A 21,560-nucleotide genomic window follows, 5' to 3' on the forward strand; every position below is an offset into this window, starting at 1 on the left:
GTCAGCCGCGCAGCGCCCGGAAACAGTCGCGTAATTCGCGCGCGAAGATGCCGGGTTGTTCCCAGGCGGCGAAGTGGCCGCCCTTATCGACATTGTTCCAGTGAATGATGTTTTCAAAGTAACGGTCTGCCCACGCGCGGGCTGACGAGACGATTTCGCGCGGGAAGTGGCTGTAACCCAACGGCACCCTGACATTTCTGGGCTGAAAACCGCTCAAGCTTTCCCAATAGAGCCGCGCGGATGACGCGCCGCTGTTGGTCAGCCAATAAAGGGTGATGTTGTCCAGCATCTCGTCCAGAGAGAAGACGCTTTCCGGTACGCCGTCGCAGTCGGACCAGCGCTGCAACTTCTCATAAATCCACGCCGCCTGGCCGACCGGGGAGTCCGCCAGCGCAAAGCCGATCGTTTGTGGCTTGGTCGCCTGAAGCCGCGCATAGGCGGATTCCCCCTCATTAAACTGTCGCATCGAATCTAGTGCTGCCTGCTCTTCAGGATCGAGAGATTCCGTCAGATCGGATGGAATGACTGTCAGCATGTTGAAGTGGACGGCCGCCAGTTCCGGGGGCTCATCGAGAGCGAGGCACATCGTCACCAACGACCCCCAATCGCCGCCCTGCGCCACATAACGGTCATAGCCTAACCGCCGCATCAACTCGGCCCAGGCCTTTGCAATCCGTTCCACCCCCCATCCTGTGACGGGAGGCTTTTCGGAAAACCCATAACCGGGAAGGGATGGTATGATGAGGTGGAACGCGTCTGAAGCCTTTCCGCCATGGGAGAGCGGATCGGTGAGCGGGCCGATGACGTTGCGGAACTCCAGCACCGAACCAGGCCAGCCATGTGTCAGCAGGAGCGGCATGGCGTCCGGCTCGGCCGAACGGATGTGGAGGAAATGGATGTCCAGCCCGTCGATACGCGTCCGGAATTGGCCAAGGCTGTTGAGCAGCGCCTCGCATTTCCGCCAATCATAGTTTGTGCGCCAATGGTCGGCCAAGACGCGCAGTCTGGCTGAGGGCGCGCCCTGTTCCCAGCCCGGCACAGGCTGCTCGTCCGGCCAGCGCGTCCGTTCCAGTCGCTGGCGGAGATCGTCAAGCTGCTCCTGCGGAACATGTAGTGGGAAAGCTTCTATAAGTGACATCACGAACGCTCCAATACAGATCGCAGCACCAAGGCGATGCGGTGCATTAACCGCTGCGTAAAATGTGCCCCTGCGCTTGCAACCAATATGTCGTCGCTCAAGCCTTTCTCAAAGGTATCGCGCCCGCCCTTCAGCACCAGATTCATGAGCCGCAATCCGGCACGTAGAGCGAAATAATCGATCTGCCTCTGCGGTATGTCCAGACCGCCCGCAGCGTGATAGGCGTCTATGAAACTTTCCCAGTCAGTCGCTGCGATCACGACGGGGTAACAATAGCCAAGGTCCTCACCGGGATGACCGATCGCCGCCTGCTCCCAATCAAGGACCGCGGTGATGTTGCCGTCCTCCGCCAGAACATTATGAAAAATCATGTCATTGTGGACGATCGATCGCCGGTCATCCAGACAGTCGACATTGGCGCGCAGCCAGGAAATGGCGGCCGACATGGTGATGGAGGGCCAGCGGGCAAGGGCGTGCCATTCGCTCGCCATCTCTTCCAGTTCCGCCTTCCAGCTTTCAGTGTCGAATGAACTTCGTGAAGGGCGCAGGCCCTGTCCCACTTTTTCGACCGGCTGCTTGTGCAGAAGCGCCATTTGCCTCGCGAGATCCAGCACGACATTGCGGTCAGCGACCGGCAGCCAATATTCGGGCTGCGCGGTCGTGCCCGGAGCATGTTCCACCAGCATGAAGGGGGCATCGAGCCACGCGGGATCCGTCTCCACCAGAACCGGCGCTGGCACGCGCATGCCCGCCTTGTGGAGCAGGTCCAGCAAATTGAACTGCGTCAGCTCGTCCAGGAAGCTGTCATTGGTGGCCAGGTTGGGGATGCCGCGCTGGATGACCAGCCGGGCAGGAAGATCGCCCATATCTGTTAGGCCAAGCAGCGCCGTCTGGCGCGATCTGCCGCCAACGACCAGCTTGAACGAATCGACGCGCAATCCTTCACACCCGGTTCGCTGCCGGAGATAAGCTTCCAATCTTTTGGGATCGATGGAGTCCTTGTCGGCGCCCGTCTGTTTGGGCGGGGCACGCTCGACCTCATCCATGCGTGCGACGGCTGCCTCAAGAAGGCTGCATTCACCGGCTATCGCATCTCGGAAAGCGGTAAGTGGATCGCCCCGGTCCAGACATCCGGCCATATCTGTGATGACTGCGCCCGTCGATCGATAGGCGGCGGCGTTTTCAGCGGGGCCTCCTAATCGGTCTGTGTCAACGAGCTGCGCCGGGCTGGGCGAGTCCATGAAGGCAGACGGCCCCGGTTCCAATCCGTTGGCCGTAGCGGTCAGGACTCGTATGCCATTGTCCAACGTGGCGCGCGCATCGCTGTCCGCGACGAAGGGGCGAACCTCTCGCTGCAAGGCTTCGGCCACGGCCCAAATATGACGTGCGTTTGTCATCGGCTTCCTCTTTAGACCGCATGCATATGGTATGATAACATATTAATCAACAGAGGCATTGTCTGACGCCAAAATCTATCCTTTTCCGCGCTACCCCTCAGCGCGCTTGACATAGGGAGTGGAGCATATAGTAATATCGCGTACCAATGTTTAGGCGCGCTTGAATCGACAAGCCCCGCGCAAAGAGAGCAGTGCAGTGGATATAAGCTTATCAGAAGAACAGGAAGCCATCCGTGACAGTGTGGGAAAGGTGTGCGACCAGTTCGGGGACGATTATTGGTCCCGCTGCGAAGATGAGAAGACCTTCCCATCCGAATTCCACAAGGCGATGGCCGATGCCGGATGGTTGGGCATCACCATGCCCGAGGAATTTGGCGGCGCCAATCTGGGCGTAACCGAAGCCGCCATCATGATGCATGAGGTGTCGGCAAGTGCCGGGGGCTACTCGGCGGCCAGCACGATCCACCTGAACATCTTCGGCCCTCATGCCGTGGTGGTCCATGGGACGGCCGAGCAGAAGAAGCGGATGCTCGAACCGCTGATCGCGGGCACGGATCGCGCCTGTTTCGGCGTGACGGAGCCGGACGCCGGGCTCGACACGACCAGCATCAAGACCTTCGCGACGAAGGTGCCGGGCGGATATCGCGTTACTGGCCGCAAAATCTGGACGTCGTCCGGACAGGTCGCGAACAAGATCCTGCTGCTGACCCGCACGACGCCCAAGGAACAATGCAAGAAGCCGACCGACGGCATGACGCTGTTCTACACCGACCTTGACAAGAGTCAGATTGAGGTGCGCCGCATCCCCAAGATGGGCCGGAACGCGGTGGATTCCAACGCCACCTTCATCGATGATTATTTCGTGCCGGATGAGGACAGGATTGGTGAAGAGGGCAAGGGGTTCAATTACATTCTGCACAGCCTCAATCCCGAACGCATACTTGTTGGAATCGAGGCGGTCGGGCTGGGCCGGGGAGCACTGGCGCGAGCCGCCAAATATGCTGGTGAGCGCAAGGTGTTCGGCCGCTATATCGGTCAGAATCAGGGCATCCAGCATCCGCTGGCGGAAAACTGGACCTATCTGGAATCCGCATACTGGATGATCATGCGGGCAGCGCACCTGTATGACACCGGCAAATCCTGCGGAGCGGAGGCGAATGCCGGCAAGTTCCTGGGTGGCCGCGCTGCCTTTGACGCTTGTACCCGCGCCGTCATGACGCATGGCGGCATGGGATATTCGACCGAATATCAGGTGGAAAGGCTGTTTCGCGAGTCGATCCTGATGCGGATCGCGCCGATCACCGAGCAATTGATCCTGAGCTTCATCGCGGAAAAAGTTCTGGATCTGCCGAAGTCCTATTAAGAAAATCAGCTGGAGTGGATGACATGTCCAATTGGCCAAAACCAGACGCGGCGACGCTCCTGGAAATCTATCGCAAGGCAACGCTCATCAAGCAGAATGACGAACATGTCATCAAGCAGATGATGGCGGGCAAGCTGGTGATGCCCTATTACAGCCCGCGCGGGCAGGAAATCATCCCCTCCGCGATCTCCGTCAGCCTGGATGATGATGATTATATCTGCACCATCTATCGCGGTATCCACGACATGCTCGCCAAGGGCTTTCCTCTCGATGAGCTGTGGGCGGAACTTGCAGGGAAGGTAACCGGCACGTGCAAGGGCAAGGGCGGGCCGATGCACCTGACCTGCCCTGAAAAGGGCATGATGGTGACGACCGGCATCGTGGGATCGTCCATGCCGATCGCCACCGGCCTTGGCTGGGCAGCGAAGCTCGACGGCCGCAACCGGGTATCCGTCGCAAACTTTGGCGACGGGGCGACCAATATCGGCGCCTTCCATGAATCGATGAACATGGCCGCCGTGTGGAAGCTGCCCGTCATTTTCCTGTGCCAGAACAACCATTATGCCGAACATACGGCTCCCGAATATTCGCGGGCGATCGACCGCATCTCGGATCGGGCTGCGGCTTACGGCATGCCCGGCGTGACCGTAGACGGGAACGACCCGGATGAGATGTACGGCGCTGCCAAGGTGGCGATCGAACGTGCCCGGGCAGGGGAGGGGCCGACGCTGATCGAGGCCATGACCTTCCGTTTCAATGGCCATATCCTCGGTGAGGCGGGCCATTATATGGACAAGACCATCTATGCCGAGGCGCAGACAAAGGACCCGATGCCCGTCCTGCGCGCGCGGTTGCTATCCGAAGGCATCGCCACGGAAGCGGATCTGGCCGAAATCGAACGGGATGCTGACAGCCGGATCGTGGCAGCGATCGAAGCCGCCATGGCCGCAGACTTCCCAGACGTCGCCGAACTGAAGCGTGACGTGTTCGCTGAAGAAATCGCTTGAGGTAATGGCAATGACCGACACAATCACTGCATCCGCCACGCAGGCTTCACCCGCGTCGCAGGACACCGAACCCAAGAAGATGACGATGGTGGAGGCCATCAACCTGGCGCTTCACGATGCCATGGAGGCCGATTCCAAGGTGATCGTCCTTGGCGAAGATGTTGCCGATCCGCAGGATGGCGGCGTCATGGGCGTGACCAAGGGTCTGTCCACCCGCTTCGGCGAAGAGCGCGTCAAATCCACCCCCATATCCGAACAGGCGATCATTGGGGCGGCGATCGGCGCAGCCGTGGGCGGGTACAAGCCGGTGGCGGAGATCATGCTGATGAACTTCATCGCGGTCCCGATGGACATGATCTTCAACCATGCCGCCAAGCTGCGCTTCATGTCGGGCGGCCAGACCGGCGTGCCGATGGTCATCCGCACCATGACGGGCTCGGGCTTCTCCACGGGTGGCCAGCATAGTGACTATCTTGAAGCATGGTTCGCCCATACGGCAGGCATTAAGGTGGTCGCGCCTTCAACCCCCGATGATGCCTATGGCCTGATGCGGGCGGCGATCGACGATCCCGATCCCGTGCTGTTCATCGAAAATATGCCAAGCTACTGGACGCCAGCCCCGGTGACCAAGCAGGTGGTGCCGATCGGCAAGGCGCGCATCGCCCGCGAAGGCGCCAATGTGACGATCATCGCGCATTCGCTGATGGTGACGCTCAGCCTGGCTGTGGCGGACGCACTGGCAGCGGAGGGCGTTTCGGTGGAGGTCATCGACCTGCGCACCATCTCACCCTGGGATCGCGAAACCGTGCTTGCATCCGTGCGCAAGACCGGCCGGGCGGTTGTCGTGCATGAGGCGGTGAAGCAGTTCGGCATCGGCGCCGAAATCGCCTCCGTCATCTCCGAGGAACTGTGGGGAACGCTCAAAGGCCCGGTCCAGCGGGTGGGGGCAGCCTATTGCGCCGTGCCATTTTCCAAACCGCTGGAGCAGGCGTTCGCGCCCAGCGCCGATACGATCCAGGCGGCCGTTCGCAAAGCGCTCGCCTGATCAGCAGGGAAGGAATATCGGGCATGCTTCAATCGGCGCCGGACGAAAGCTATCTGGTCGATTTGGAAGATGGCGTCCTGCGTCTGTCATTCAACCGGCCGCAACAAGGCAACGCCATTCCCAAGGCGATGGTGCCGCTGCTGACTGAACTTTTCCGTGCGGCGCAGGCGGATCGAACCGTCCGGTGCATCCTGGTTCGGGGCGAGGGCAAGGTTTTTTCGGCGGGCGGCGACGTCGCGAGCTTTGCGGACTCGATCAAGCAGGAGGTGGTGGTGCGGCAGGCGGATTTCGCTCGCCGCCTCCCCTTGGCGCGACATCTGGTGGAGGCCGTCGTCGCGTTCGATCGGCCAATCCTTGCCTCGGTACGGGGAGCAGTTGCGGGTGCGGGACTATTCTACCCGTTGATCGCCGACTATGCGATTGGCGACGAAAGCGCGACCTTCGTCTTCGCGCACCAGCGTGTGGGGCTCAGTCCCGATGGCGGCGTGACAGCGGTGCTGCCGCAGGTGGTGGGAACGCGCATGGCCCGCATGCTGCTGCTGACTGGGGCAAAGGTCGATGCCGCTGAAGCGCACCGGCTGGGCATGCTCCACAAGATCGTTGAAGCGGAGGCGTTGGAAGGGGAGGCGATAAAGATCGCCCGCCGCCTCGCGCAGGCGCCGCAACGCGCTGTCGTGGCCGCGAAAAAGCTAGTCAATGACGCGGCAGCGCGCAGCCTTGCGCAGGTCCTCGATGCCGAAACAGATGGCATCGTCGCTTGCGTTGGCGACGCTGATTTCGAAGAGGGCGTGACAGCCTTCCTCGAAAAGCGCGCGCCGGTATTCCCTTCCGTCCGCTAAAGGCGTGGGCGCGCTCCCCTGAGTTGGAGAAGATCATGCACATCCCCCTAAAGGAAACGCCCTGGGAGGGCGCCTTTCCCGAGATCGATAATTGGAGCGAGAATTTCTGTCTCGCCGGGTTCGATCCGCAGTCGGGCGTTGGCCTTTGGTTCCACATCGGCCGCTGGCATCACGACCTCACCCTCTTCCGTGAGGTCGTCATCATCCGCTTGCCCGACAACACGGTGATCGCCCATCGAGCCATCGGCAATGCCCATGCCGCTGAGGACGGGCCGGGCGGCCCTCATCTGGCGGTGCGGATCGTGGAGCCTGGGCGCAAGCTGACTTACCGCTTCAACGGTGGTGTGATGCGTGTTCCCGCCGCGGAGATGCTCGACGGGTTGGTGGGCGACGGAAGGCGTACGCCTGCTTCGTTCGACCTGACCTTCACATCGACGGCCGACATCTGGGATCTCCATAAGGTCGGCGCGTTGCAGGAATTTCTCCCCGCTGGCCACATCGAACAGCCCGGTCTTCTTTCCGGATCGATCCGCGTCGGCAGTGAGCAATTCTCTTTCAACGCGATGGCCAACCGGGATCACAGCCTTGGCGGGCGCGATAATCGCAATCTGCACAGTCACCAGTGGTTTCAGGGCTATTTTGAAAATGGCTTGTCCTTCCTGCTGTTCGATGCAGAGATCGATCAGGGTGAACAGGTCGTGTTTTCAGAGGCCGTCATCTACGAGGATGGCAAGAGTTTCGAAGCCAGGATCGAACAGATCGAACGATGCAGCCACGTGAATGACGACCAAAAGCTGATCCGGACGGTGCTAAGTTATGAGAACGGCACGCTGGTCATCGGCACGGTAGCCTTCCACGGCAGCTCCTACCTGTCGCTCGCTTCGCCCAACGACACATATGTCGGCGTCTATCCTACCGATCCGGGTCCAACGCGCGTGGTGGACGAGCAGTCCGTCAGCCTTCTCCTCAACGGGACGGTGAAGGGCTATGGCTGCTACGAACGGACGATCCCCGGCGCTCATATTCGGGAAGTTTAAAAGCTCCCGCCATCCGGCATATATTTTCCAGCCGGATGGCGTTTCAGCGCTTCATGCGTCCTTCAATGTGCCGATCTCGACATTGGCCAAGCCTTCCTCGCCGGTTTCTTCACACCTCACCCGGCACATATTCTCAACATTATAATAGACCTTAGCACCGGGCTTCTGCGAATGCAGCGGCAGGCGGGCAAAGGCATTGCCAACATCCGCTGTCAGGGTGAATTTCTCGCCGCCAAGGGTCATGGTATGGAATATGACCTTGTCCGGCATTCCTTCCGGCCCTTCGCCGACATTCTCGATCCTGAGTGTCTTGATGACCTCATTCCCCTCCAGCCGCGCGATATAGCCTTCCGCCGTCATATTCTCAGGACGAACGATGTTGCGCACCGTGAAAAGGTGAAAGCCCATGGAGGGGAAATTAAAGAAGGACCAGTTGTGATCCATCACGATCTGGTCATTGCGCATGCCCCAACTGTGGTCGCGATAGCCCGATCCGTTCACGTCAACGGACACACCCGCAAGCTCCCCTGTCTTGAACGTCACCTTGCCGGTCGCATTCATGCATTGGCCTTGATGGCGAAAGCCGGATCTATCGAGCGCGGTATTTTCCGAAATGGAAAACTGGTCTGGATTGACGTCGGCGCAGGCGAGGAAGTCGAACAGATGCATGCGCCGGGTAAACCGTAGCGATGCCGCGACATTGTCGTCTTCATATTCAACGAGAAACTCTTCCTGCGGCTTCAGAAAATGCACCGTCTGATTGCCATAGCGCAGCAGATTCTGATGTTCGAACGGCTGGGGCAGGGGAACCTCGCCGCTGTGACTGACCTTCACACCCCTATGCAGCACCGTGAAGGAGGCAAAAGCCCGGTCAAAGGTCGGTTCCGCCGTACTATGCGCAAGGCAGCATAGGTTCCGGTCGGGATCCATGAAGACCCAGAAGTAATTTTCCTTCCAACGCAACCAGGCCCGGGCCGGAACTGTGTGGGGGTAATCTTCGTGCAGGAGCATAATCGCCTCCAAAAAGCGGGAAAAGGGCGCAAAGGCGCCCTGTCGACCATAATATGGCGGTGCCGGCCATGTTCGTGACCCGCGCCAGTCTAACTTGGCGCGGGTCATCCTTTTTATTCTTCAGCAACCATGCAGGCGACCGTCATCAAAGATCGAAGCGTACCTCAATCCCGTACGTCCGCGGATCTCCAACGCCGCCCAGATCACCGGCGGGCGTATTGGTCTGCGGAATTTCGTTGTTGAAATATTTCTCGTTAGTGAGGTTAGCGCCCCACAAGCGGAAGGTCAGCTTGTCATTGAATTCCGGCTTGAATGAGATGCTACCGTTGAACAGCGTCAGCTTCGGTTCGGTCAATATGTTGTCTGGGTCCCATTTCAGGTTGGACCGGTAGGACATTTGACCGGCAAAGCTGAACTGACCGACAGAGGTTGGCAGATCATAGTTGAAGCCAGCGTTGATTTTCCATTTCGGGGTCTGGGAAAGCCTGTTCCCACCCACATCGCCGACTGCCAGGGCCACGCCCCAAGGCGGTGTGAAGATGGGAACGTTGATCGGGGCGCTGTCAAAACTGATGAATTTCGCCCAGAGATACTGTCCCGCCAGGTCGAGCCTCAACCGCTCGGTCACCAGAAATGTCGTGTCGAACTCGAAACCTTTGGTCCGCGCCTTTTCTGCATTCGCAAAGGCGACGAAGGGCGTCGGCCCAGCTGGCGTGTCCACAAGCTGGACGAGCTGGACCTGCGGGTCCTTGATGTCGTTGCGGAACACGGCAAGGTTGGCGCGCACCCTGCGATCGAACAGGGTCATCTTCAAACCCGCCTCGTAGGACGTCACCGTTTCCGGATTGGTCGGCGGGGCGGCCAACGGAATAGTATTGAACGTACCCGACTTGTAGCCGCGACTCCATGTCGCATACGCCATGATATCGTCGGTAAATTTGTGATCGACCGAAACCTTGTAAGTCCATTTGTCGAAGCTGGCGACCTGATGAAAATTCCCAACCGGAATGTCTGCCCCAACTAGTGGAGTAAGTGAAACGCGGCCGTTCCCTTCCACGCGATCTTTCGTGTAGCGCAGGCCAAGCGTGACATTGGTCTTGTCATCCACAACGGGGAAAGTCGCCTGCGCGAAGGGAGCCAAAGACTCGATCCTTTGCTGACTACCAATATTCTGGCTGGCAAGACCGTTTAGAGTGAGGGCGTCACCGTTGATAGCGACATTCACGTCAGTGCGCGAATTCATGTAGAAAAGGCCCAATATCCAGCTGATCTTCGATGAAGACAAAGACTTCAACTGAAGTTCCTGGGTAATCTGGCGGTCTCCGATCTTGATAGGAAATGCCAGCCAGTTCAATTCGGTATGATCGCCCTCATAACTCAGGAATTCTTTCGCCTTCCGGTAGGAAGTAATGCTGGTGAAATCCGCAAAGCCAAGCTCCTGGTCGATTTTAATCGAACCACCCCAACCGCGCAGGCGATGGAAAATCTCGGTATTCTCATTGATATCGAAAAAGCCGGGAGGATCGAAATATTGCGTGCCCTCAAGGGGTGATCCCAGAGGATAGCCACGGGTCGTTCCCGGATAGATGCTGACTGAATTGCCCTGATTCTGCCGCTGATAGGTATAAAAGCCGCTCAGACGGATCTTTGTCGTGTCGCTCGGTTCGAACACGACCTTGGATCGGATATTATAAAATTTGCGCCGATATGTATCCTTGCCGGTGAACAGGTTTTTCCCCCATCCATCACCTTGATTCAAACCGCTGAAGGAGATTCCGGCGGCCACACCGTCACCCAGCGGCGTCGCCGCATAAAGCTTGCCGCTGATCGTATCGTAATTGGCATAGCCCAGCGTTGCCGAAAGATCGGTGGTGTCGCCGGGATCGCGCGTGAAAACCTGCATCAGGCCGCCAGTTGAATTGCGGCCGAACAATGTGCCTTGCGGGCCTTTGAGAACTTCGACACGTTCGATATTCGCCAGCTCAAGATAGGCGCTCGCAAGGCGGGAATAATAGACGTCGTCGATATAGACAGGAACACTTGCCTCGTTACCCGGTGTCGATGCACCGGGATTTCCGACGCCGCGCAGGAACGGCACAACAACGCCGGACATCTGTGAAACGAACAGTGAAGAGTCGGCCTGCTGGAGGTCTGACACGCGGAAAATGCCCTTTGTTTCCAGAGCTTCCCCCGTAAACGCCGTTACCGCGACGGGGACATCCTGCAAATTCTGGCTACGGCGCTGAGCCGTGACGATGATCTCCTGAAGGCCAACTGGCGAGGACGTCGGCGCTGCGTCACTTTGCGGGGCTGCATCCGTCTGGGCAAGCAGGGGCATGGGGGCCACGCTCGCCAATAATAAGCCAACGATCGAAAACGCCTTCTTCTTCATTGATCTTCCCCTCGACTAAATATTATAATTATAAGTTATTCGACCGAAAGTGTGACAAGGCGAATAGTATGTTTTTTTTGTCTGACCTTGTTATGAAGTAGTACCATTTCCGGCCGCTTCGCATTGGGTGCTAATTGCTGCACCCCTACCAGAGGGCGCATTCCAGCACCATCTACGACAGCTGTCAAGTAAGTAAACATGCGAACGATAAATATATGTATCTATTTTTTGAGATGTCTATCTCCGGTTCGTCCTGACCGCAGCCTCGCGGCCAGCGATGTGGCCGAAGACCAGTGCGGGGCCGATCGTTCCGCCCGCTCCGGGATAAGCCATGCCGGTAATGCTCGCTGCGGCATTGCCAGCCGCATATAGGCCGGGGATATTACCTCCGCGCAAATTCTGCACTTCCGCTCTGACGCTGATTTTCGGGCCGCCCTTCGTTCCCAGAACGCCGGGATAGACACGGCACGCGTAATAGGGCGCCTGATCCAGCGGCCCGACGGTTTGCAATGCGCCGTCGAGCGACCAATCCCCATGGTAGCGATCATATTGGCTCTCGCCCCGGTGAAAGGCGGGATCGCTGCCCTCGCGAGCTGATCTGTTGAACTGCTCGACCGTATGTTCCAGCCCATCGGCGTCCACACCGATCTGCTCGGCAAGGGCGCGCAGCGTCGCGCCCTGTATCATCCAATTCGGCAAGGGGTCGCCAGGATAACGTGTGAGTACAGGATATTTGTCCAGATAAGCCTGATGGAAAATGATCCATGCCTCCCGATTGGGATAGTCGAACGTCTGAGGATCGAACTGGAAAAAGGAGCGGCCAAGGTCATTATAATTGCATGCTTCATTCACGAACCGCTGCCCCTTGCGGTTCACCATGATCGACCCTGGCTTCGTCAGCTCTGTCACGGCAAAACGGATAGCGGGATTGCCCTCATATTCTTCGCCCGGAATCTTCATGATCGGCATCCACCATGCCTCATCGGTGTTCGCGAGGGCGGCTCCAGCCTCTGCCGCCATCAACAGGCCATCGCCCTCATTGTCCGGCGGACTCGCCGCCCCGTCGTGCGGGCCGCGCAGCAGGTCCTTTACCAGACCGGCATTCCACTCAAAGCCCCCGCTGGCGATAATGACGCCACGCCGCGCACGCATCTTGAAAGGTTCGCCCTCGTTGCTGCCCGCAACGCCCGTGACCGCGCCTTCATGAATGACAAGGCTTTGCGCGCGCATGCCGAACAGGATGCGCACGCCCTTCTCGACCACGCTGGCGGTTAGCCCCGCCACCAGCGCGTTACCGACGCCCACCAGACCCTTTTCCAGCCGGTCGCCGATTATGGCAGGGTCGAAGATGTCGACGCCATCCTCAAGGTCGTTGCTCGACACCGGAATGGGAAAGGTCAGGCTGCTCCGCAATCTCGGCCGTAATTCCCCCAGCTTATTGCCGGGAAACAACCCTGCCGACAGGGACCGTCCGAATGTCCCACCGGGCAGCTCAGGATGATAGTCGGGCCATTTGAGCGCGCGAAAACGAATGTCCGTCTGGGCCTCGATGAACTTGATGACGTCCGCGCCCTGATCGACATAGGTTTCGATCATCTCGTCATCCATGCGGCCCAAGGACTGACGCCGCATGTAGGTGAGCGCCGCCTCGCGGCTGTCGCTGGTTCCGACTTCATGCATGTGGTGATTGCAGGGAATCCAGGGGACGCCCCCCGACATCGCCGTGGTCCCGCCGAGTTTTTCCGAACGTTCCAGAATGACGACATCTGCTCCGGCATGGCGCGCGCTCAGCGCCGCTGCGAGCCCCGCAGCGCCCGAGCCGATCACGATGACGTCGGTCTCTTCAATCCGATCCTGCTCTGGCACCCTGTTCTCCTGAAACTGTCATATGGTCCTTGCAGCGCGCCCGATTGGAAGGCGCCGCCACGGCCGGTCAGGCATTTTCCCGCGCCAGCGCGAATTGGCGCGCGACGGCGTCGAAGGATCGCTTCGCCGCTTCCTCCGGCTCAAGGGCGCGGAATTCATGCGACAACATCTCGATCCCGTAGCAGCCGTCATAGCCGGTCGCCGCGATGGCCCGCAGAAATGAGGGCACGTCGAAGCTGCCTTCGCCCGGCAACAGGCGATTGTCCGTCGAATCGTCGAAAAGGCCGCCAACGACTTCAGCAGCCGCGTCGTCCAGCTCGACATGCTTGATGTAGCTGGCGGGAAGGGCGGCTACCTCTTCATAGGGGATGCCCGGACGCGTCATGTGCCAGATGTCGATCAACAACCCGCCATTATCCGACCCGGCCATTTCGATAAGTTGCCGCCCCGACTTGAGGTCGCGGATATTCGCCAGGGGGAATACCTCGATCGATACATGGGCACCCACCTCCGCAGCCTGATCGCAGAGCAGCCGGAAGTCGCCGGCCATGGTCTCCATCGACACGCCACTGTCGCTGATGTCCCCGACGATCTTGATATGCTTGGTCCCGATCTCGACGGCGGTATCCAGCCAGAGCCGACGCATCTTGTCAGAAGCGGCCCGCGCCTCGCCCTGCGCGAACCAGTCGGTCAGGCATTCGATTTCCAGAAACTGGATACCGGCGTCGTCCAGGATTCGGCGAATACCCGCCGTGCCATGCAAGGCAACATTCGCGGCCAGATCATCGCCTGACAGGCCCATGCCGTAATAGCCCGCAGCAACCGCCGCCGCAGCGCGCCGTTCCAGCGGAAAAGGGCTGGCGACCGGCGCGCCGGGGTAAGCATCGCCCGCGATCGTGTAATAGGTCGCGACAATTTTCGGATCATTCATGATGAAATTCCTTCGTCAACATCGCGGGAAGGGGGAGGCCGCTTCCGCTCGACAGGGTGTTCAGAATCGGTTTGATCCGCGCGCGGCTTCACGGCCAGCAATGTGACCAAAGGTCAGCGCGGGGCCGAGCGTGGCACCGCCCCCCGGATATGCCATGCCCATGATGCTCGCCATGGCGTTGCCCGCTGCGTAAAGCCCGGGGACGATGCCGCCCGACAGGCTCATCACTTCGGCCCGCTCGTTGGTGCGTGGGCCGCCCTTCGTCCCGATCGTTCCGATCTTGGTTTCGACCGCATAATAGGGACCGCGTTCGAGTGGCCCCAATGTCTTCGCGGCGCCCTCTGCCTGAGCATCGCCCCAATACAGTTCATAGACGCTTTCGCCGCGACGGAAGTCGGGATCGACGCCTTTGCGGGCATTATCGTTGAAGCGCGCGACCTCTGCCTCCAGTCCGGCAGGATCGACCCCGATCTTGCCCGCCAGTTCGGCCAGCGTGTCCGCGCTCACCATCCAGGACGGCACCGGATCGCCCGGATAGCGCGTCAGGAAGGGGAAGCGATCCATATAATCCTGGCTGACGATGTGCCAGGCGGGCAGGTTGGGATAGTCGAAGTTCACAGGGTCGAACGCCTGAAACACGCGCCCGATATCGTTATAGTTACAGGCCTCGTTGACGAAGCGGCGACCTGTCCGGTTGACGATGATCGATCCGGGACCGCAGCGTTCGATACCGGTCAGCCGGACGAGCGGCCGTCCGTCATATTCTTCGCCCGGTATCGTTACTGATGGCTGCCACCAGGCTTCCGACATGTTGCCAAGGGCAGCACCTGCCTGGATCGCCATCTTCAGCCCATCGCCTTCATTCCAGGGCGGGCTGTGCGGGCCGTGCATCGGGCCGCGCAGGAACTGCCGGGTCATGTCCTCGTTCCACTCATACCCACCGCAGGCCAGAATCACTCCTTTGCGCGCGCCGATACGCAGGGGCTTGCCGTCATTGTCCGCCTCTATGCCGACCACGACATCGCCTTCCTGCACAAGCCGCAGCACGCGAATATTGCGCTTGATCCGAACGCCATGGTCCATGGCCCCCTTGAGCAGGCCCGCCATCAACGCGCCGCCCATGCCCACCATATCTTCATTAAGGCGGCCGCCGATAATCTCGGAATCCAGCACATTGATGCCGTCTTCCACATCGGCGATGGAAATGGGAATGGGGAAATGCGCGCTCGCCCGGAGCGCGGGACGCAATTCGCCAAGCTGCCCAGCGGGGAAAATCCCTGCGGTCACCGAACGGCCGATATTGCCGCCGGGAAATTCAGGGTGATAGTCGGGCATCTTGAGGGCGCGGAAGCGAAGATCGGTCTCCTTTTCGAGGAACAGCAGCACCCGCGGCGCCGTGTCCACGAAGGTTTCGATCATGACGTCGTCCATCTTGCCCAACGAAATGCGGCGAAGATAGGTGAGGGCTTGCTCGCGGGAATCGCTGCGCCCAATCTCCTGCATATGATGGTTGTTGGGTATCCACGGCACGCCGCCTGAAACGGCGCTCGTGCCGCCCAGCTTATCCGTGCGTTCGACCAGCAGCACCTCTGCGCCAGCCGTCCGGGCGGCCAGCGCCGCAGAGCAACCGGCAGCGCCAGAGCCTACCACCAGAACGTCTGTTTCCTCATCCCATTGGGTCGTCACGATATCTCTCCTGCATTCTATCCCTTGGCTGGCCGCGCACGCCCTTTGCGGGTCTTGCTCGCGGCTGCCTGCGTCGCCTTAGCGCGCGTCCTCGAGGATCAGTGATGAGGCATGCCAGGCCATTGCCATCACTGGTGCATTGGTGTTGCCCGACGTCAGGTTGGGCATGATCGAACAGTCGATCACCCGCAGGCCATCCACTCCGCGAACGCGCGTGCGTGGATCGACCACGGATTCATCATCGCTGCCCATCCGGCACGTTGCCACGGCATGGGTGCCGCAGCTCAAATGACGGCGCACGGCGGTCAATATCTGGTCGTCGCTATCATTGCCGTTCAGGCCAGGAGCGATTTCGCGCGTCACGAAGGGCGCGATGGCGGGCTGCGTCATCAACTTGCGCACGAAACGCACCATCGCGACCGCCGTCTCGCAATCCTCCTGCGTCGTCAGCCAGTTGGGATGGATGCGCAAAGGATCGTCGGCATTGGGCGAGGTAATGGTAAGGCAACCCTCGCTGGTGGCCCGCAGCATTGCCGTGGCGATCATCATACCGGGCGTCTTGTTTACGCCGTTGGTCGGAACCGCGACATCCGCCTCGCCCTGCGCCAGGGTGACGCCACCAACGAAGCACTGGAGGTCCGGGCGGCTTACACTCGGACGGCTGCGCGCAAAGATGCCGACCTCCTGCGGAACCGTCGCCATCGGGCCGCCCCTGAACAGGAAATATTCGGCAAGGCTACGAGCCAGACCCAGGCCACGATAGCGATGGTTCAGGCCCTTCTCGCCCTGCAAGTCGTAATTGATGCCGTAGATGGGATGTTCCTGCATCCGTCGGCCTACGTCCGGGCTGTCCACGATGACATCGACGCCTGCGGCTTTCAAATCCTCGGCTGGCCCGATCCCCGAAAGCTGGAGCAGCTTGGGGGATGCGATCGCGCCTGCTGACACGATGACTTCGCCCCGGCACCGGAACTCCGTCTTGCGCCCGCCGATCCTGCACATGACGCCCTTCGCCTTGCGCTGTTCGATGATGATGCGGTCCACCTGTACGCCCGTTCGGATCACCAGATTGGGCCGATGGCGTATCGGGTCCAGAAAAGCGACCGCCGCGCTCTGCCTGCGGCCGTTCTTGATATTATAATGATAATAGCCGACGCCTTCCCGGCTACCGGCGTTGAAATCGTCGTTGCGTGGCAAGCCCATTTGCTTGCCCGCCTCGATCATCCGGTCTGCAAGCGGGTAATGGAACTTGGAGGTCGAGACATGCACCGGGCCGCCGACGCCATGCTCGTTGGATGCGCCAAGCTCGTGGTCCTCAATCGCGTTGAAGGACCGCAACATGGTGTTCCAGCCCCATCCCTTGGCGCCGCGTTCCTCCCATTGCTCGTAATCTTCAGGCTGGCCCCGGATATAGATCATGCCATTGATGGCGGAGGAACCGCCCAGCCCTCTGCCCCGCAACCAAATCTCACTCGCGTCCAGTCCTTCTTCACGCGGCTGTTGCACCGGGAAATATTGCGCGAATGTAGGGTCGCCGACCAGCTTCGCCACGCCCTTTGGCATGCGAACGAACATGTGCTTGTTCTCGCCACCGGCCTCCAGAAGCAGCACCCGATTCGATGGCTTTTCGGAAAGCTTGTTGGCAAGCACGCAACCGGCGCTGCCTGCGCCCACAATGATGAAGTCGAACTCCTCAGCCATGACCTCTCCGGAAATTAAATGACATTCGTCTTATATACGCCTCTATGACACGGCGGATTGTCGGACACAATGGCCTTTCCCCTCTGTGTCAGCCCGACCGCATATCAAGGACATATGCGGGCAGTATTGACAGTTTGTCAGACATTAGTCACGTAATAACACGGTAAGACGCCGTCTTGTGAAAACGGCTGGCCCGGCTTCAAGCGTCGGGCAATTAGTTGGGAGAGGTGCGAAGATGGCTGTATTGGACGGGAAGGTTGCGTTGGTGACCGGCGCCTCGGGAGGCATCGGGCGGCAGATCGCCGTTGCCTTGGCGCAAAGCGGCGCGCGGATCGTCGCGCACTATTCTTCTCGCCGTGAAGGCGCCGAACGGACGGCGGCCGAAGTGCGCGAAGCAGGCGGCGATGCGGTGATTGTGCAGGCGGACCTCAGCCATTCCGAAGGAGTCGGGCAGCTGTTCCAGCAGTTTGACGAACAGGCCGGAGGGCAGCTTGATATTCTGGTCAATAATGCCGGCGCGGGACGAACCTCTCCAATCACCACGATCGATGAAGAAGAAATCGACAGCATGTATCGGGTCAACTTTAAATCGCCGATACTGGTCACCCAACAGGCGTTGAAGCGGTTCAATGATGGTGGCGCGATCGTCAATATCTCGTCGATGAGCGGGCTAATGGCGCAGCCGCCCGGCTTCGCATATGCCATGAGCAAGGCGGCGGTGAATTCGTTCACGGTTTCGATGGCGGTAGAGCTTGCGCCGCGCAATATTCGCGTCAATGCTGTCGCCCCTGGACCGGTCGATACCGACCTCATCAACGGTTATCGGGACAGTGAGGAGGCAATGCGCATGTTCAAAAGCATGGCCGCGCTGGGCCGCATCGGGACCGCCGACGACATAGCGCAGATCGTTCTGTTCCTCGCGTCCCCGGCCTCGGGCTGGCTCACCGGGCAGATCATTCAGGCAAGCGGCGGCATGAGGTTGTAATCGGACGCTGGCGGAAAAGCGGATGTTGTGCGGATCGGTGATGAGCAACGGCAGAGAAATATCTTCGAAGGAAATGACGGCGTGAGAGATGAAATGATTTCCCAAGATGGTCAGCCGGTGATTTCCATCGACAATGCCGACATGTTCCAATGGGACGACACGGCCGACGTCGTCGTCGTCGGCTATGGCGGCGCGGGAATTTGTGCAGCGCTCGAACTGGTGGAAAACGGCGCCAGCGTGATTGCCATAGACCGCTTCAATGGCGGCGGCGCAACGGCCTTCAGCGGCGGCGTCGTCTATGCGGCAGGGACCGACATTCAGCGGCAAAATGGCGTTGAGGACGATCCCGACAATATGCTGAAATATCTTCGGCTGGAGGTCGGTGATGTCGTTCAGCCGGAGACGCTGAAACGTTTTTGCGATCAAAGCGCAGGCAATCTGCAATGGTTGCAGTCGCATGGCGTTGTGTTCGGGACCAAACTGTACACCGGAAAGACGACCTATCCGCCGGAAGGCTATTTCCTGCAATATTCCGGTAATGAGAAGGTAGAGGCCTATTGCCGCGAGGCCCGACCAGCACCGCGAGGGCATCGGACGCTGGGGCGCGGCTTTACCGGAAACAAGCTGTATCGCGCATTGCGGGAGACCGCGGATCGGTCAGCCATTCGCAAGAAGCTGCATACGATCGTCCAGAGCCTCGTGATCGACGGCGACGGGCGCGTCGTCGGCGTCGCTGCGCTGGAGCTTCCCGCCGCTAAACACGCCGAGCACCAGAAATATTACGACAAGTTCCCGCCTACCGCTCCCTTCAAGGAGAGCAAGGCCGAAATCGCGAGCAAGGCGGCCCGCGTCATGGAGCGGGAGCATGGCCAGTTGCGCTACATAAGAGCGAAGACCGGCGTCATCCTTTCGACGGGTGGCTTCGTCTTCAACCTCGACATGCTCGGCCAACATGCGCCCATGTTGAGCAAGCATTACAAGACCATGATGCGCCTCGGCACTCTGGGGGACGATGGCACGGCCGTGCGGCTCGGCACGGCGCTGGGCGCGGACACCGTGGGCATGGACGCGATGTTCGTTGGACGAGTCCAATCTCCTCCGGCGGCCCTGCTGGATGGCATTCTTGTCAATCAGGCAGGGGACCGGTTCGCCAACGAAGCCGTTTATGTCGGCACTCTGGGCCGCGCCATTGCCGACCAGCCGGAGGGCAAGGCGTGGCTGATCATGTCCACGAAGGACATTCGCAAGGCGATGCGCCAGGTGGCAACGGACGGCTTGGACGCATTCATGCGTTTTGGCGCGCCCGCCATGCTGAACCTCATGCTTGGCGGCACAAAGCGGGCCAGGGATCTGGACGTGCTTGCGGAAAAATGCGGCATCAATCCTAATCGCTTGCGCCAAACTGTACGCCGTTATGAAGACATGGTCCGCAACCGGCATGACGACGACTTTTCAAAGCTGAAAGATCATCTGAAGTCGCTCGGCAACGGTCCCTATGTGGCGATGAATGTGTCCCTTGCCAACCGCTACAGCTTCATCACCTTCCATACTCTAGGCGGGTTGGCGCTCGAAGAGGCGACAGGCGCCGTGCGGCGCGCAGATGGCAGCACGATAGCGGGCCTTTATGCTGCGGGCCGTGCTACCGGAAGCATACCATCGCGCACCTACATTAGCGGCCTTTCTTTGGCCGATTGCGTGTTCACAGGCCGCAGGGCCGCGCAATCCTGCTTGCAACAGGCGAAGCAGGACGCGCTCGCTCCCGCCTGAACGGCGGATTGACTAACATCTGTCAATCTACAGTCCATGCTGTTATTGACAGATGTCGGTTAGTCCGGAATAAACCAAGCTCCCATCGGCACATTCCCGCCTGCAAGGGTGGCATTTTATGGAGAGAGTTTCATGTTTTCGCACATCGTGCTTGGCAGCAATGACATAGAAAAATCAAAGCGCTTCTATGACGCGACGCTCGGGGCGCTTGGCGGCGCACAGGCCTTCGTCGATGATAACGGACGGCTGATCTACATGCACAATGGCCTATCGCTGCTGATCACCAAGCCCATTGACGGCCAGCCAGCGACGCATGCCAATGGTGGCACGATCGGTTTCGCCGTTCAGGGTCCTGAGCAGGCGGACGCATGGCATGCGGCCGGGGTAGCCAATGGTGGCGTTTCCATTGAGGACGCTCCGGGCGTGCGCGAGGGGCCGATGGGGGCTCTGTACCTTGCCTATCTGCGCGATCCGGACGGTAACAAGCTCTGCGCGCTGCACCAGCTTCCGCAGTAAGATCAACTGACCCACGAGCGAGGCGCACCGCGGCCACCTTCGGTAGCGGTTGCGCCTCTCTTCCTTTCATGGGACAATGTCGGTGGGAGTGACTGCATCGATAAAGTGATGGAGAGGTACCCATGACGAACGCAGGCGACGCCCGCCCTGGCGCATGTTCCGCGCGTGGTCGGCCCACGGTCTCCGACAACCGCGAAGTGTCGAACGAACTGCTCCATGCAATGGAGCATGGCTTGCGGAACAAGAGTCATCTGGATCTGACGACGCGGGAAATAGCGTCCGCCGCCGGGACCAATGCCGGCATGATCCACTATTATTATCATGGCAAGAACGGCCTGATCGACGCGGCGCTGGATAATTTGAGCAGCGACATCGCGCAGATACTCAACGATCTCAACAGCTTGTTCCTGACCGATTGCCAGGACGCTACGCGCAAGATTGTCAGTGCGTGGATGAAGGTGCTGGAAACGCACCGGGGCACGGCCAGCGTGGTCCTGATCGAAAGTTTCCGTCCTTATTCCACCGTGTGGCATTCCTACCGGCAGAAGAAATCGCAGGGCAGCTTCATCCGGATGCAGGAATTGATCCGAACCTTGGTAGACCAGGGATATTATCGGGCGGATACCGATCCGCAAGTTGCCGCCTTTTCCATCATCTCCATTGTCCTTTCACCGATGCTGGTGGGGCAGATCATGTCGGAGATAGGCCACCAGATCAGCCACATATTGGACAATTGGGAAGAAGAGGCCGTTAAGCTTATCGACGATCGCTACCGCCAAATTTGACGGCGGTGCTTTTATCGCGCGTTAAAAAGGAAGGGGAGCTTTGACCGGAGCCGCCCGATCGGGGAAGATCGTAATATTGAGCGGCCAATCGGAG

Annotated in this window: 17 protein-coding genes; 9 read left to right on the top strand and 8 right to left on the bottom strand. The window is 59.6% G+C overall.

The annotated features are described in order from the left end of the window. Nucleotide 1: 1 nt before the first annotated feature. Both AC6JBC_RS14635 and AC6JBC_RS14640 read right to left on the bottom strand, forming a co-directional pair. Nucleotides 2-1,138 carry an epoxide hydrolase family protein gene (locus AC6JBC_RS14635; RefSeq protein WP_498026218.1) on the bottom strand — a complete coding sequence of 379 codons (1,137 nt, stop codon included), beginning with the start codon at nt 1,136-1,138 and terminating at the stop codon, nt 2-4. After that, nucleotides 1,138-2,535, bottom strand: a complete 1,398-nt coding sequence (locus tag AC6JBC_RS14640; RefSeq protein WP_498026219.1) for a phosphotransferase family protein — start codon at nt 2,533-2,535, stop codon at nt 1,138-1,140. The genes AC6JBC_RS14635 and AC6JBC_RS14640 overlap by 1 nt, the downstream gene beginning before the upstream one ends. 196 nt (nt 2,536-2,731) lie before the next feature. Here AC6JBC_RS14640 and AC6JBC_RS14645 point away from each other — a divergent pair, with 196 nt between their 5' ends. The 5 genes from AC6JBC_RS14645 (at nt 2,732) to AC6JBC_RS14665 (ending at nt 7,826) form a co-directional block, all read left to right on the top strand. Then, on the top strand, nt 2,732-3,898 hold the full coding sequence (locus tag AC6JBC_RS14645) for an acyl-CoA dehydrogenase family protein (protein ID WP_498026220.1): 1,167 nt from the start codon (nt 2,732-2,734) through the stop codon (nt 3,896-3,898). A gap of 23 nt (nt 3,899-3,921) precedes the next feature. Beyond that, nucleotides 3,922-4,905: a thiamine pyrophosphate-dependent dehydrogenase E1 component subunit alpha gene (locus AC6JBC_RS14650; RefSeq protein WP_498026221.1), complete on the top strand. Its 984-nt coding sequence runs from the start codon at nt 3,922-3,924 to the stop codon at nt 4,903-4,905. A 79-nt stretch (nt 4,906-4,984) separates the two neighbouring features. Further along, a complete protein-coding gene (locus tag AC6JBC_RS14655; RefSeq protein WP_464795757.1) occupies nt 4,985-5,950 on the top strand; it encodes an alpha-ketoacid dehydrogenase subunit beta in 966 nt (321 codons plus the stop codon). Nucleotides 5,951-5,973: 23 nt separating this feature from the next. Further along, nucleotides 5,974-6,789 carry an enoyl-CoA hydratase/isomerase family protein gene (locus tag AC6JBC_RS14660; RefSeq protein ID WP_498026222.1) on the top strand — a complete coding sequence of 272 codons (816 nt, stop codon included), beginning with the start codon at nt 5,974-5,976 and terminating at the stop codon, nt 6,787-6,789. Nucleotides 6,790-6,824: 35 nt separating this feature from the next. Next, nucleotides 6,825-7,826 (top strand): DUF7064 domain-containing protein, encoded by a 1,002-nt coding sequence (locus AC6JBC_RS14665; protein ID WP_498026223.1) that lies wholly within the window; start codon nt 6,825-6,827, stop codon nt 7,824-7,826. Nucleotides 7,827-7,877: 51 nt separating this feature from the next. Here the strand turns inward: AC6JBC_RS14665 and AC6JBC_RS14670 are convergent, their stop codons facing one another. The 6 genes from AC6JBC_RS14670 to AC6JBC_RS14695 all read right to left on the bottom strand — a co-directional run bounded on the left by AC6JBC_RS14670 (nt 7,878) and on the right by AC6JBC_RS14695 (nt 17,413). Next, nucleotides 7,878-8,837 carry a DUF7064 domain-containing protein gene (locus AC6JBC_RS14670; RefSeq protein WP_498026224.1) on the bottom strand — a complete coding sequence of 320 codons (960 nt, stop codon included), beginning with the start codon at nt 8,835-8,837 and terminating at the stop codon, nt 7,878-7,880. A 145-nt stretch (nt 8,838-8,982) separates the two neighbouring features. After that, entirely contained in the window at nt 8,983-11,229 is a 2,247-nt protein-coding gene (locus AC6JBC_RS14675; protein ID WP_498026225.1) for a TonB-dependent receptor, read from the bottom strand. 237 nt (nt 11,230-11,466) lie between these two features. Continuing rightward, nucleotides 11,467-13,095: an FAD-dependent oxidoreductase gene (locus AC6JBC_RS14680; RefSeq protein WP_498026226.1), complete on the bottom strand. Its 1,629-nt coding sequence runs from the start codon at nt 13,093-13,095 to the stop codon at nt 11,467-11,469. A gap of 67 nt (nt 13,096-13,162) precedes the next feature. Further along, nucleotides 13,163-14,026 carry a sugar phosphate isomerase/epimerase family protein gene (locus AC6JBC_RS14685; RefSeq protein ID WP_498026227.1) on the bottom strand — a complete coding sequence of 288 codons (864 nt, stop codon included), beginning with the start codon at nt 14,024-14,026 and terminating at the stop codon, nt 13,163-13,165. Between the two features lie 60 nt (nt 14,027-14,086). Further along, the gene (locus tag AC6JBC_RS14690; RefSeq protein WP_498026228.1) at nt 14,087-15,712 is read right to left on the bottom strand and encodes an FAD-dependent oxidoreductase; all 1,626 of its coding nucleotides are present in this window, start codon (nt 15,710-15,712) and stop codon (nt 14,087-14,089) included. Nucleotides 15,713-15,790: 78 nt separating this feature from the next. Beyond that, nucleotides 15,791-17,413 carry a GMC family oxidoreductase gene (locus AC6JBC_RS14695; protein WP_498026229.1) on the bottom strand — a complete coding sequence of 541 codons (1,623 nt, stop codon included), beginning with the start codon at nt 17,411-17,413 and terminating at the stop codon, nt 15,791-15,793. Between the two features lie 235 nt (nt 17,414-17,648). On the opposite strand from AC6JBC_RS14695, the gene AC6JBC_RS14700 reads away from it, so the two are divergent. From AC6JBC_RS14700 to AC6JBC_RS14715, 4 genes are all read left to right on the top strand, one after another. Continuing rightward, on the top strand, nt 17,649-18,398 hold the full coding sequence (locus AC6JBC_RS14700; protein ID WP_498026230.1) for an SDR family NAD(P)-dependent oxidoreductase: 750 nt from the start codon (nt 17,649-17,651) through the stop codon (nt 18,396-18,398). Between the two features lie 81 nt (nt 18,399-18,479). Further along, complete coding sequence (locus AC6JBC_RS14705) at nt 18,480-20,165, top strand: FAD-binding protein (protein ID WP_498026231.1); 1,686 nt, start codon at nt 18,480-18,482, stop codon at nt 20,163-20,165. A gap of 132 nt (nt 20,166-20,297) precedes the next feature. Further along, the gene (locus AC6JBC_RS14710) at nt 20,298-20,681 is read left to right on the top strand and encodes a VOC family protein (protein ID WP_460988908.1); all 384 of its coding nucleotides are present in this window, start codon (nt 20,298-20,300) and stop codon (nt 20,679-20,681) included. A gap of 122 nt (nt 20,682-20,803) precedes the next feature. Next, complete coding sequence (locus AC6JBC_RS14715) at nt 20,804-21,466, top strand: TetR/AcrR family transcriptional regulator (protein ID WP_498026232.1); 663 nt, start codon at nt 20,804-20,806, stop codon at nt 21,464-21,466. The last annotated feature ends 94 nt before the right edge of the window (nt 21,467-21,560 follow it).

It is taken from the genome of Sphingobium sp. RC1, assembly GCF_059738765.1.